The sequence below is a fragment of the Subtercola boreus genome, assembly GCF_003399645.1.
In the GTDB taxonomy this organism is placed as follows: Bacteria; Actinomycetota; Actinomycetes; order Actinomycetales; family Microbacteriaceae; genus Subtercola; species Subtercola boreus_A.
On the sequence record NZ_NBXD01000022.1, the window covers coordinates 14,726 to 27,419 of the forward strand.

Below are 12,694 nucleotides of genomic sequence, written 5' to 3' on the forward strand. Positions count from 1 at the left end.
GGAGCCGGCGCACGGGTCAGGCCCTCGCCGCAACCAGGGGAACGGGGGTGTTCGCGACGATGCGCCGCAGAACCTCGTCGACGATGCGGTGTCCGCCTGAGCCGGTGCCGGCGCTTGCGGCGTTGCCCGCCGAGGCGGCCGAACCGAGCGAACCAGAACCGAGTGACCCCGCGCCGACCGGCCCGCCGACCCTGTTGTCGGAGAGCGAGCGGCGGGTGAGCAGCAGCCGGTGCGCCAGAACCGGGATGACGAGCGCATCGATGTCGTCGGGGAGCACGAATTCGCGGCCGGCCAGGGCAGCTGCGACCTTCGCGGCCCGCACGAGATGGAGGGTCGCGCGCGGGCTGACGCCGAGACGGATGTCGGGGTCGCGCCGGGTGGCCTGCGCGATGTTGACGGCATACTGCTCGACCGCGGGCGAGACGAACACGCTCCGCGCGGTCTCGATCATGCGACCCAGTTGCTGGCGGGTGACGACCGCATCGATCTGGTCGAGCGGGCTCTGCTGCTCGCGGTTGTGCAGCATCGCGAGTTCCGCCCGGGCATCCGGGTATCCCATCGACACCCGCACCATGAACCGGTCGCGCTGGGCTTCGGGCAGGGCGTAGGTGCCCTCCATCTCGATGGGGTTCTGCGTGGCGACGACACTGAAGGGGGGTTCCAGGAAGTAGGTCTGGCCGTCGATCGAGACCTGGCGCTCCTCCATGCACTCCAGGAGGGCCGACTGGGTCTTCGGGGAGGCCCGGTTGATCTCGTCGGCGATGACGATGTTCGCGAAGATCGCGCCCGGTTTGAACTCGAACTCGCGCTCGTGCTGGTTGTAGATCGAGACGCCGGTCACGTCGGAGGGCAGCAGGTCGGGCGTGAACTGGATGCGGCTGACCGTGCAGCCGACCGATCGCGCCAGAGCCTTGGCGAGCGTGGTCTTGCCGACGCCCGGAACGTCTTCGACGAGGAGGTGACCCTCGGCGAGCAGCACGACGAGCGAGAGTGTCGCGATCTCGCCTTTGCCGTTGATGACCTTCTGCAGATTCTCGAGGATGGCCATCGACAGCCGCCCGAACTCGGCCAGCTCGACATCGAACGGCTGGTCGGCAGCGCCCGCCATCGGCTCATCCGCTCTGACGCTGGCTACTCTGTCCGTCATGGCTTCTCCCGCTTTCGGCCGTGGTGCGCACGATTGTAGCCTGAGTAACTGGCGACTTCTCCCCCTGCGCTAGCGCGGATGTACAGGGCGGGGCTGGGCAGGGCGGGGCGGCAGGCGGTGCAGCGTCATGTCGTGGAGGGCGCCGGAGGCGGCCGTCGCGGTGAGGTAGGTGCAGAACGGCTGGCGGCGACGGTCGGTCGGTGAGCCGGGGTTGAGCAGGCGCATCCCGGCGGGGGTGGTGGTGTCCCACGGGATGTGGCTGTGGCCGAACACGAGCACGTCGGTGTCGGGGAAGGCGGCGTCCGTCCGCTGTTCGCGACCGGTGGCGGGGCCGGTCTCGTGCGTCATCGCGAAGCGGAGGCCCGCGACATCCGTTCGCGCCGTCTCGGGCAACCGCGACCGGAGCTCCGGGCCATCGTTGTTGCCCCAAACCCCGATGAATCGGCGCGGGATGCCGCCGGCGCGCGGTGCCTCGACCCGGGCGAGCAGCCGGTCGAGCGTCTGCTCGTCGACCCAGTCGCCGGCGTGGAAGACCACATCGGCGGCATCCACCGCCTGCCACACCTCCTCCGGCAGATCGCGCGCCCGGCGCGGCAGATGGGTGTCGGCGAGAAACAGGAGGCGGGCCACGTGCCGACCCTACCGGCGCGTAAACTGGCCGCCTATGAGTCTCAGCGCATTCGACCTGTTCTCGATCGGTATCGGTCCGTCGAGTTCGCACACTGTCGGTCCGATGCGCGCCGCTCACCTCTTCATCACGAGGCTGCAACAGGATGCCCGGCTCGCCTCCGTGGCACGGGTGCGGGTCGACCTCTTCGGTTCCCTCGGCGCGACGGGGCATGGGCACGGCACGATCCAGGCGGTGATGCTGGGCCTGCAGGGTGAGCAGCCGCACCTCGTCGATCCGCAGACGGCGGATGTGCGGGTCGAGCGGTCGTCGGCCGAGGGCTCGCTGAGACTGGCGGGCGAGCATCCGGTGCCCTTCGATTGGCGGAACGACATCGTCATGCATCGCCGTGAGCGCCTCGACTTCCACAGCAACGGAATGCGATTCGCGGCCTTCGACGCCGCGGAGACCCTCATCGACCAGCGCGAGTACTTCTCGGTCGGCGGCGGCTTCGTGCTCGACCAGGATGAGACCGGCCGCACCATCGCCGTGGTCGACACGACACCCGTTCCGTACCCCTTCCACAGCGGCGCCGAACTCGTCGCGCTCTGCGAGAGCACCGGTCTTCGGGTCAGTGACCTGGTGATGGAGAACGAGCTCGTCAGACGGAGTGAAGCAGACGTTCGCGCCGGCCTGCTGCACATCTGGGAGGTCATGCAGCAGACCATCGAGCGCGGCTGCGAGGCGACCGGCACCCTGCCCGGCGGCCTGAAGGTGCGCCGGCGCGCCGCGGCACAGCGGGCGCAGCTCACGCAGAAGGTCGATCTCGACGATCCGCTGCGGGCGATGGAGTGGGTCACGCTCTTCGCCCTCGCCGTGAACGAGGAGAACGCGGCCGGCGGCCGCATCGTCACGGCGCCGACCAACGGAGCGGCGGGCATCATCCCTGCGGTGCTCGCCTATTACACGCGGTTCGTTCCGGGGGCCTCCGACGACGATGTGGTGCGCTTTCTGCTCGCGGCGACGGCCATCGGCATCCTGTTCAAGGAGAACGCGTCGATCTCGGGTGCGGAGGTCGGCTGCCAGGGCGAAGTCGGGTCGGCCTGCTCGATGGCTGCGGCCGGGCTTGCCGAGGTGCTCGGCGGGTCGGCGAAACAGGTGGAGATGGCCGCCGAGATCGGCATCGAGCACAACCTCGGGCTGACCTGCGATCCCGTCGGCGGGCTGGTGCAGATCCCGTGCATCGAACGGAATGCTGTCGGCGCGGTCAAGGCGATCACGGCGGCCCGGATGGCCGTGCGCACCGACGGCGAACACCACGTCTCGCTCGACGCCGCCATCAAGACCATGCGTGAGACAGGCGCCGACATGAAGGACAAATACAAGGAGACGTCACGCGGCGGCCTCGCGCTGAACGTGGTGGAGTGCTGAGCTGACTGGGGCTTCGGATGCTGCGGGGGCCGCATTCGCGCACCTGTTACCGTGAACCATGACTGATACCCCCTCGCCCGACGGCCCCCTGATCGCGGTCATCGGCGGGTCGGGGCTGTACACGCTGTTCGACGATGCCGTCACGGTTCAGGTCCCCACTCCGTTCGGGCCGACCTCGAGCCCCATCACGGTGGGCCGGATCGGGGGCCGCAGCGTCGCGTTCCTCACCCGGCACGGCGCCGACCATTCCGTGCCGCCGCACCTCATCAACTACCGGGCGAACATCTGGGCGTTGAAGTCGCTGGGTGTGAAGGCGATCATCTCGTCGGCGGCGGTCGGCGGCGTGAGCCCCGAGTACCCGCCCGGAACCCTGGTGCTGACCGACCAGTTCATCGACCGCACCTGGGGTCGCCCCGACACGTTCTACGACCGCGGAAGCGTGCAGCACCTCGCTGCGGCGGATCCGTTCTGCCCCGAGCTGCGAACACTGGCGGCCGCCGCGCTGACCGGTGCAGGAGAGGTCTTCTCCTCCACCGGCACAGTCGTCGTGATCCAGGGGCCCCGCTTCTCCACGAGGGCGGAATCGCTGTGGTTCCGGGCGGGCGGCGCGCACACCGTCAACATGACGCTGGTGCCCGAGGTCACGCTGGCGGCGGAGCTGAACATGGGCACGGTGAACCTCTCGTTCGTGACGGATGCCGACGCCGGCCTGGCGCCGGAGGCCGGGGCGGCGGGCAGTGCGGGCGGCGGGGCGGGTGCGAGCGGGGAAGACAGTGCGCTGGCGCACGAGAGTGTGAGCGCAGAGCTGGTGTTCGAGCGGCTGCGGGATGCCCAGCCGCGGATCGTCGACGCGATCGAGGCGATCGTGCGGGCGATTCCCGTCGGGTACCAGCCGCGCGAGCTGATCGCGGGCTCTGCGGTCGCCGAGGTGCTCGGGTATCAGGTGGCGGCGGCGGCTGCTGCTGAGGGTGCACACCGTGTCGACTGAGGTTCGGCGTCCTGAGGCGCCGGAACGGCAGGGAGTGCTGCTGGTGACCGGCGGGGCCGGGTTCATCGGGTCGGTGATCGTCGAGGCCGCTCTCGCCGACGGCTGGAGCGTTCGGGTGCTCGATTCGCTCCGCCCCGACGTCCATGCGGCGGATGCCCGCTCGATGGATGCTCGCATCGACTTTCGGCGAGAAGACGTCACCGATGCGGCTGCGGTCGCGGATGCCCTGCAGGGCGTCAGCGTCGTCTGCCACCAGGCGGCGAAGGTGGGGCTCGGGGTCGACTTTCTCGACGCCCCCGACTACGTGGCGAGCAATGAGCTCGGTACGGCGATCCTGCTGGCTGCGATGACCCGCGCCGGGATCGGTCGGCTGGTGCTCGCATCGTCGATGGTGGTGTACGGCGAGGGGAGCTACCGGCGGGCCTCCGGCACCGAGGGGAACGCGACATCCGGAACCCGTGTGCCTGCCGCAAGCGACGCAGGCAGCGCGAACGTGCGGCCGCCCGCTCGGCGACAGAGCGACCTGGTGGCGGGGCGGTTCGACCCCGTCGACGCGGCGACGGGACTGGCGCTGCTGCCGGCGCTGATCTCGGAGGACGATCCGCTCGACCCCCGCAATGTGTACGCGTCGAGCAAACTGTCGCAGGAGTACCTGGCGGCGTCATGGGCGCGGACGACCGGCGGGCGGGCGATCGCGCTGAGGTACCACAACGTCTATGGACCGGGCATGCCGCAGAACACGCCGTACGCGGGAGTTGCGTCGCTCTTCCGGTCGGCAATCGAGCGCGGGGAAGCGCCGCGGGTGTTCGAAGACGGCCGGCAGCGGCGCGACTTCGTGCACGTCGCCGACGTGGCCGCGGCCAACCTCGCCGCGATCGGGCGCACGACAGATGCCGAGCCCTCGAGTTTTCGCGCCTACAACGTGGGCAGCGGCACGGTGCACACCATCGGCGACCTCGCCGAGGCGCTCAGCCGGTTCTCGGGCGGGCTTCCGCCGGTGGTGACGGGCGAGTTCCGTCTGGGCGATGTTCGGCACATCACGGCGTCGAATGAGAGGTTGTGCACGGAGCTCGGCTGGCAGCCGTCGGTCTCGTTCGAGGAGGGTGTGCGCGAGTTCGCGGCGGCCCCGTTGCGCGAGGCGGTCACGCCGTGATCGGAGCTCCCGTCGACGTCGTCTTCCCGTGCCTCAACGAGGCCGGGGCGCTGCCCTGGGTGCTCGGCCGCCTGCCGGAGGGGTACCGTGCGATCGTGGTCGACAACGGGTCTACGGATGATTCGGCGGCGGTCGCCCGGCGGCACGGCGCACTCGTGGTGGAGGAATCGCGGCGCGGGTTCGGCGCGGCCGCGCACGCCGGGCTGCTCGCCGCCACGGCGCCGATCGTGGCGTTCTGCGACGCCGACGCGTCGATGGATCCGAGCGAGCTGCCCCGCATGGTGGCGCTGCTCGGCGCGCGTTCCGGCGCAGCAGGCGGCCGAGCAGCGGGGGCCGACCTCGTGCTGGGGCGGCGGCGGCCGACCGGACGGGGGTCCTGGCCGCTGCACGCCCGGCTGGCGAACCGGGCGCTCTCGACGATGATCCGGGTGCGCGCGCGGATCGAGCTGCACGACCTCGGGCCGATGCGCGTGGCCCGGCGGGTGCCGCTTCTCGGCCTCGACCTGCAGGACCGCCGCAGCGGATACCCGCTCGAGATGGTGCTGCGCGCGAATGCCGACGGCTGGCGAATCGTCGAGGTCGACACCGCGTACGCGCCACGGGTCGGCCGCTCCAAGGTGACCGGCACCCTTCGCGGAACCGTCGTCGCCATCAACGACATGTCGAGACTGCTCGCCTCCGTGCGAAACGGCGCCGGAACGGCATCGGTGCCGGAACCCGACGACGCACAGGCGCCCGACTAACACACACCGCGCCCGGATGGCACCCCCCGGGAGCGGAACCAAGCTGACCATACGCTGGAAGAACCATCCGTGCGACGCCGCGCTCCGAACCCTTGACGGAACGACTGACGCACTCCGCGTCACCGCACCGTTTCGTAGAACGTGCGTTGTCGTATCCCGGTTCGTTCACCAGACGGGTCGGATCACAAGAGGGAGTACCGGTGCTCACAGTCATCGTCATCGCAAAAGAGTGTGTACCGGGCCGGGTGAAGACCCGCCTCACGCCCGACCTGACGTTCGAGCAGGCCGCGGTCGTGGCATCCGCCAGCCTCGCCGACACGCTCGACGTCGTTCGCCTGCTCCCGGCGACCCGGCGCATTCTGGCGTTCGACGGCGACCCCGCGATGGCCCCTCCCCAGGCCGCCGGTTTTGAGATCATTCCCCAGGCTGCAGGCGGCCTGGACGCCCGGCTGGCCGACGTGTTCGACCGCTGTTCCGGACCCACCCTGCTGGTGGGAATGGACACGCCGCAGCTCACCCGCGAACACCTCGCTCCCGTACTCGCCTGGGCCGAAGACCCGTCGCGCAGCCACCCCAGCCACCGCGACGGCACCGGCCGACCGGATCACACCGAGGGCTGGATCGGTCTCTCCACCGACGGCGGATTCTGGGCCCTCGCCATGGCCGATCCCGATGGCAGCCTGATCGAGGGCGTGCCGATGTCCCAGGACGACACCGGCAGCATCCAGCTCCGTCGTCTGCAGGATTCCGGGCTCACCGTGGGCCTGCTCGCCGAACTGACCGACGTCGACACGGCCCAGGATGCGGCCCAGGTCGCCGCGCAGGCGCCCGACGGCCGGTTCGCTGCCGCCTGGCAGGCCACCCAGTACCCCGCAGGTCACACCCTCGAACTCGCCGAGTCGCGCTCGTGACGCCCACCTTCGGGGCGGGAGGCGACGAGCCCTACGCCCGGGCGCTGCAGAACGACGGCCGGTTGCTGCTGGTTCCCACCGCACGGGACGGGGTCACCCCGACCGGCACAGCCTCACTGATGATGGATGTCGCGCGCTGGAGCGCGGCCGCCGACGCGACCGACATGAGCCTCATCGAAGAGGGATCCGGCCCGCTGCTCGATATCGGCTGCGGTCCCGGCCGCATGGTCAAGGCCGCCCTGACCGCCGGCCACAGCGCACTCGGCATCGACGTGTCGGGTGCCGCCATCGGTGTGGCGAGCGCCGCCGGGATTCCGGTGCTGCGTGCGTCGGTCTTCGATCCGCTGCCCCTCGAGGGCGAATGGATGACGCTGCTGCTGGTCGACGGCAACATCGGTATCGGCGGCGATCCGACGGCCCTGCTCGCCCGCTGCGAGGAACTCCTCTCCCCCACCGGATGCGTTCTCGTCGAGGTGCAGAACGACCCGTCCGCCGATCGTGCCTACGACTGCCGGGTGGTGGGTGACGACGGCTCGGCCAGCGCATCGTTCCCCTGGGCCGAGGTCGGCAGCGCCGCGCTCGCCCGCCGCGCACGCTCGGTGGGCCTCCGGCTCGTGCAGAGCTGGACCCGCGACGGCCGCTCGTTCTGCCGGCTCGGACGCGCGCGCTGAGCGTTCTCGCTGCCGCGAACGGGAGCCGTGCATCCTGAGCATCACCAAAGAATCACGCCCGAAATCGCTGGATGTGCGCGGATGTCAACAGTGGATGCACCAACATAGGGGGAACTGACGACCGCAGAGTGAAGGGCACCCCGGCCGCGAATGACATCGAACACATGAGCGCACGCGACCTCCAACTCCGCCACGGCCGAGTACGCGCACGCTCTCCGCTGGGCGTCGTCGCCCGCATCGTGCTCGCCATCGTGGCTGTGCTCGCCGTCAGCTCGACCTCGATCGTCGCCATCGCCGTCGCGCAGACCCTCGGGCGCTCCCAGCCCGGATTCGAGCTGCAGACTGCGACGGGTGAGACCGCGACGACCGACGTGGGCGTCGGGGCCGCCGAGGGCAGCGTGAACCTGCTGCTGGTCGGAACAGACACGCGCACCGACCAGGGTGCGGGCTTCGCGGATTCGGCGAACCAGGATGCGAGCACGGGCGCCGGCAACAACGACGTCACGATCCTGCTGCACATCTCGGCCGACCACAAGAGCGCAGCTGTCATCAGCTTCCCACGCGACATGATGGGCCCCGTTCCGGCCTGCCCCAGCCCCGACGGCAACGGGACGGTCGACGCAACCGACTACGCGATGTTCAACTCGACGCTCTCGCGTGGCACCATCTCCTGCACCGTCCTGACCGTCGAGGCGCTCACCGGGCTGAAGATCCCCTACGCCGCCGAGATCAGCTTCTCCGGCGTCTCATCGATGTCGACCGCTGTCGGCGGCGTGACCGTGTGTCTCGCCTCGCCGGTGGTCGACGCCTTCACCGGGCTCGATCTCGGGGCCGGCCAGCAGACCCTCGTCGGCGATGAGGCGCTCGCCTTCGTGCGCACCCGCCACGGCGTCGCCGACGGCAGCGACCTGGGGCGGATCAGCAACCAGCAGGTCTTCCTCTCGGCCCTGATGCGCAAGGTCACGAGCGCAGGCGTGCTGGCCAACCCGGTCACCCTCTACTCCCTGGCGAATGCCGCGCTCTCGAACATGAGCCTCTCGACGAGCCTGAAGAACCCGAACTCGATGGTGTCGATCGGGCTGGCCCTGAAGGACGTCGACCTGAGCAAGCTGGTGTTCGTGCAGTATCCCGTCGTCGCCGACCCCGACGATTCGAACCGGGTGGTCGCCGACGACGCGGCAGCCGCGGTGCTGAACACCGCGCTGCAGAACAACCAGGCGATCCAGCTGACGGGTGGCACGGGTGAGGCGGCCGAGGCCGACCCGAACGCCACCGTCACCCCCACCGACACGGCCGCGCCGACGGATGGCGCGACCACGGCCCCGACCGACGGTTCGACCCCGGCCGCCACGGCGACCCCGGGCTCGACCAGCGTCGCGCTTCCGGGCACGGTGACCGGCCAGACAGCGGCCGAACAGACCTGCACGGTCGGCAACTAGGCGCTCCGGGCGGTCAGGCGCTCCGGGCTGTCAGGCGCTCCGGGCTGTCAGGCGCTCTGGGCAGCCCGTGGGCGGCTGAGCCGCAGGTACAGCACGACGACGATCGCGGTGAGCACGATCATCCCGAGCCACAGGAAACCCAGCCGTGCGGCGTAGTCGAAGGGCAGAACGGTGTCGTTCGCGGTGCCGAGCGTCTTCGCGTAGATCTCGGGCACGATGAGCAGCATCAGCAGGCAGCCCACCACGATCGCCCCCTGCACGATGGCGAGCACGCCCGTCGAAATCCTGCGGCCCGCGCGCCGCGCGAGAACACCGATGACGAACACGATCGGTGAGATGACGGCGTCGTGCAGGATGATCGCCCCGAGCATCCACAGGGCGACGGACACGATCGCCGGTAGGTCCTGCTTCATCACCAGTACGACTGCGCCAAGGGCGATGCCGAGCACCCCGACCGCGATCAGGATGCTCCGCGCGAGGCGCAGGGAGTCGATGCGCATCACATCACCTCCAGGCTGCTGAGCCACTTGGTCTGCAGCACACCGGGTCGACCGGGCGCGATCATGCGGGCGGGATAGCCGTGATCGATGTCGAGCGTCTCGCCGTTCAGGTTCAGCGCGACCAGGGTGGTGGGGTCGCCCACGTATTCGGAGCCCATCTGAGTGACCCGGTAGCCGCCCTCCTTCTCGAGGCTCGTGATGCGCAGGGCGGGCGAGCCGGAGCTCGCGACCTGCTTCACGAGGTCGGCGAGACGCACCCCGGTCCAGGTGGCCATCTGGCTCCAGCCCTCGACGCACGAGATGGGCAGGTCGACGGTCGTCTGCGGCAGAGCGAGAAGCTGGGCACGGCTGAAGGTCATCGACGTGGGGCCGTTCGTGAGGGTGAGAGCCCAGTCGGGGCTCACAGCCGTGTCGGTGACCTGGGCTGCGGCGGCCGTGCGGTTGACCGGTACGGCCTGCGGGCCGATGCCCTTCGCCCGCGGCGCGAACAGGTTGAACGGTCGGAGGGCGGCAAACGACTGGCCGGCGCTCAGCACGACCACGGCGGCGACCCCCGCCGCCGTGGTGAGCAGGAAGGCGCGGCGACTGGGCGACGTCGCGGCGCTGGGCTGCTCGGCGGTCTGCTCGGCGGGCTGCTCGGCGGTCTGCTCGGCGGTCTGCTCGGCGGTCTGCTTGGCGGTCTGCTCGGGCAGTCGTTCGCGCGGTGTCTCGTCGATCCACCGGAACAACCGCCCGGTGAGGCCCGATGCCTGGCGCGCACCCGGCACCCGCTGCACCGCGGCCGGCAGAACGTCGACGAGCGGAGCGTTGATCTCGGCCCGTTCCTCAGCGTCGAACGCCAGCTCGGGGCCGTAGCCACTGCGCTTTCGCCAGTACGTCGCGATGATCGGCAGCTTGACGCCGATGTGTACCGCGAGCGATCCGATGATGACGAACGACAGGGCGAAGTGCACCTCCCGGAACCCGAAGGGCCACGGGTAGAACTGGTAGGTGTTCAGCAGGCCGATGGTGATCTCGACGAGCGACGCACCCACGAAGACGGCGATGGATGCCCGCTCCAGCAGGGAGCCGATGCCGGTGATCGGCGGGGTCTCGAAGAGGTTCGGGAAGACGGTGTACAGCTTCGCGAGAATCAGCGGGAAACAGGCGATACCTGCGGTGATGTGGATGCCCTGGGTCACCTGGTAGAGCTGGACGGGCTGGGTGGGAAAGCGCATCCACGGCAGCGGTTCCTGCAGGAAGTGGCTGTAGAGACCCGTTGCGAAGCAGACGAGGAAGGCGAGGCCCAGAAGGCGCCCGATCACCACGGCGAGTCGGGGATTGCGGCTGGGCGCGGCGACGGCGTGCTGGAGGGTCAGAAGCAGGCGTCGCATGGTTTCTCTTCGTAGCAGCACACCGATGTGGTGGGTCACCCGCCATGATAGGCCTGTGCCCCCCGACGATGCCCTGACCCCGCGAGACCGTTCAGGCGGAGGCCTGGTGACCGGCCGACCGGCGACCGTTCTGACGATCGCCCTGCTCGCTGCGATGGCTGTCGTGACCGTCTTGTCCGTGACGGCGCTCGGGTTCTTCGACCCGGCCGACGCGGGCGGCATCGTCTGGCTGACGGCCCTGCTCTGGGCGCTCTATGCAGCCGCACTCTGGACGGTCAGGCACATTCCGCCGCGCGCGGCGGTCGTGCTCGTTATCGCCGGATCGGCGGTGCTCGGCGCAAGTGCCCTGGCCGGGCCGCCGAACACGAGCACCGACTCCGCGCGCTATGCGTGGGACGGAATCGTGCAGCTCGGCGGCACCTCGCCGTACGCCTACGTTCCGGCCGACGACGCTCTGGAGTCGTTCCGCACGGCGTGGCTCTTCCCGGCCTCCGTGCTCGATGCCGACGGACGCGCCCAGTGCGAGGGCAGCCGGGTGGAGCGCACCATCACCGTTCCCTCGTTCGTCGTGCTGTGCACGACGATCAACCGGCCGCAGGTGAACACCATCTACCCTCCGGCGGCCGAGCTCTATTTCGCCGCGGTGCGCGCGACGGTGCCATCCGGAGCCGCCTACTGGCCGTTCCAGGCGGCGGGCGCGCTGATCGCGGTCGGGGTCAGTGTCGCTCTCGTTCTGGCGATGCGGCGGCGCGGAATCGACCCCCGGTGGGCGGCGCTCTGGGCGTGGAGCCCGTTCGTGGCGACGGAGGCGGTGACGAATTCGCACGTCGATGCGCTCGCGACCCTGCTGCTGCTGGTCGCGACTCTGCTGCTGTCGCGGGCCGGGCCGGGAGACATGAAGCGCAGCGTGCTGGGCGGAATCGCTCTGGGGCTCTCCATCGCGACGAAACTGGTGCCGGTCATCGGTGTGCCCGCCGTGCTGCGGCGGCATCCGGTCTCGGTCACGATCTCGGCGCTGGTGACCTTCGTGGTGCTCTACATTCCCTACGTCGCCATGACCGGTCTCGCCGTGATCGGCTTTCTGCCGGGGTACCTCACCGAGGAGGGCTACGACGACGGCAGCCGGTTCGCCCTTCTCTCCCTCGTGGCACCGGGGGTCGGGGCAATCGTGCTGGCGGGCATCCTGTTGCTCGTCACGGCGGTGCTCGTCTTCCGGTTCGCCGACCCGGACAACCCCTGGCTCGGGCAGGTCGTGATGATCGGCGTGACCATTCTCGTCGTCACCCCGCACTACTCGTGGTACGCGCTGCTGCTGGTTCCGTTCATCGCGCTCAGCCGGCGATGGGAGTGGATGATCGTGCCCCTCGCCCTCACGGCCCAACTGCTGGTACCGACCGTCGCCGTGTCGCGCATCTCGTTCGGTGTCGCCGCCGCGGTCGTGCTCGCGGCTGCGGTGATGCGGAGGAGAGCGCGGAGCTGAGGCCGGAGCTGAGGGCCCGAAGCTGAGGGCCCGAAGCTGAGAGCCCGCTGGATAATCCCGACGACACCCATCCGTTGCGGCGGGGGCGGCGAACTCTCACTACCAAGCAGTTCACCGCTTCACAACAGCAAACGAAGGATTTCATCATGCGCAACTTCACCAAGGTCGCCACCGCGATCGCCGCATCCGGCCTGCTCGCGTTCTCGCTCGCCGCCTGCTCCACCACCTCCAGCACCACCTCCACCCCGGCC

12 protein-coding genes are annotated in these 12,694 nt (G+C 69.8%); 8 read left to right on the forward strand and 4 right to left on the reverse strand.

Annotated elements, in window-relative coordinates; all coding sequences use genetic code 11:
* Nucleotides 1-16 precede the first annotated feature (16 nt).
* Together B7R24_RS11350 and B7R24_RS11355 are read right to left on the reverse strand one after the other, a co-directional pair.
* Complete coding sequence (locus tag B7R24_RS11350) at nt 17-1,147, reverse strand: AAA family ATPase (RefSeq protein WP_116419094.1); 1,131 nt, start codon at nt 1,145-1,147, stop codon at nt 17-19.
* Between the two features lie 69 nt (nt 1,148-1,216).
* Entirely contained in the window at nt 1,217-1,777 is a 561-nt protein-coding gene (locus B7R24_RS11355; RefSeq protein ID WP_116419095.1) for a metallophosphoesterase family protein, read from the reverse strand.
* 34 nt (nt 1,778-1,811) lie between these two features.
* Here B7R24_RS11355 and B7R24_RS11360 point away from each other — a divergent pair, with 34 nt between their 5' ends.
* From B7R24_RS11360 to B7R24_RS11390, 7 genes are all read left to right on the forward strand, one after another.
* Nucleotides 1,812-3,185 carry an L-serine ammonia-lyase gene (locus B7R24_RS11360; RefSeq protein WP_116419096.1) on the forward strand — a complete coding sequence of 458 codons (1,374 nt, stop codon included), beginning with the start codon at nt 1,812-1,814 and terminating at the stop codon, nt 3,183-3,185.
* Nucleotides 3,186-3,243: 58 nt separating this feature from the next.
* Complete coding sequence (locus tag B7R24_RS11365; RefSeq protein ID WP_116419097.1) at nt 3,244-4,173, forward strand: MTAP family purine nucleoside phosphorylase; 930 nt, start codon at nt 3,244-3,246, stop codon at nt 4,171-4,173.
* Nucleotides 4,163-5,326 (forward strand): NAD-dependent epimerase/dehydratase family protein, encoded by a 1,164-nt coding sequence (locus B7R24_RS11370; protein WP_216363676.1) that lies wholly within the window; start codon nt 4,163-4,165, stop codon nt 5,324-5,326. The genes B7R24_RS11365 and B7R24_RS11370 overlap by 11 nt, the downstream gene beginning before the upstream one ends.
* Nucleotides 5,323-6,069, forward strand: coding sequence for a glycosyltransferase family 2 protein (locus B7R24_RS11375; protein ID WP_116419099.1), 747 nt, complete (start codon nt 5,323-5,325; stop codon nt 6,067-6,069). The genes B7R24_RS11370 and B7R24_RS11375 overlap by 4 nt, the downstream gene beginning before the upstream one ends.
* 200 nt (nt 6,070-6,269) lie before the next feature.
* Nucleotides 6,270-6,980 (forward strand): TIGR04282 family arsenosugar biosynthesis glycosyltransferase, encoded by a 711-nt coding sequence (locus B7R24_RS11380; RefSeq protein WP_116419100.1) that lies wholly within the window; start codon nt 6,270-6,272, stop codon nt 6,978-6,980.
* The gene (locus B7R24_RS11385) at nt 6,977-7,651 is read left to right on the forward strand and encodes a class I SAM-dependent methyltransferase (protein ID WP_116419101.1); all 675 of its coding nucleotides are present in this window, start codon (nt 6,977-6,979) and stop codon (nt 7,649-7,651) included. The genes B7R24_RS11380 and B7R24_RS11385 overlap by 4 nt, the downstream gene beginning before the upstream one ends.
* A 164-nt stretch (nt 7,652-7,815) precedes the next feature.
* A complete protein-coding gene (locus B7R24_RS11390) occupies nt 7,816-9,090 on the forward strand; it encodes an LCP family protein (RefSeq protein WP_116419106.1) in 1,275 nt (424 codons plus the stop codon).
* Between the two features lie 47 nt (nt 9,091-9,137).
* Here B7R24_RS11390 and B7R24_RS11395 read toward each other — a convergent pair whose 3' ends face one another.
* Both B7R24_RS11395 and B7R24_RS11400 read right to left on the reverse strand, forming a co-directional pair.
* The gene (locus B7R24_RS11395) at nt 9,138-9,590 is read right to left on the reverse strand and encodes a hypothetical protein (protein WP_116419102.1); all 453 of its coding nucleotides are present in this window, start codon (nt 9,588-9,590) and stop codon (nt 9,138-9,140) included.
* A complete protein-coding gene (locus tag B7R24_RS11400) occupies nt 9,590-10,963 on the reverse strand; it encodes a molybdopterin-dependent oxidoreductase (RefSeq protein ID WP_116419103.1) in 1,374 nt (457 codons plus the stop codon). The genes B7R24_RS11395 and B7R24_RS11400 overlap by 1 nt, the downstream gene beginning before the upstream one ends.
* 106 nt (nt 10,964-11,069) lie before the next feature.
* Here B7R24_RS11400 and B7R24_RS11405 point away from each other — a divergent pair, with 106 nt between their 5' ends.
* On the forward strand, nt 11,070-12,443 hold the full coding sequence (locus tag B7R24_RS11405) for a glycosyltransferase 87 family protein (protein WP_172582800.1): 1,374 nt from the start codon (nt 11,070-11,072) through the stop codon (nt 12,441-12,443).
* The last annotated feature ends 251 nt before the right edge of the window (nt 12,444-12,694 follow it).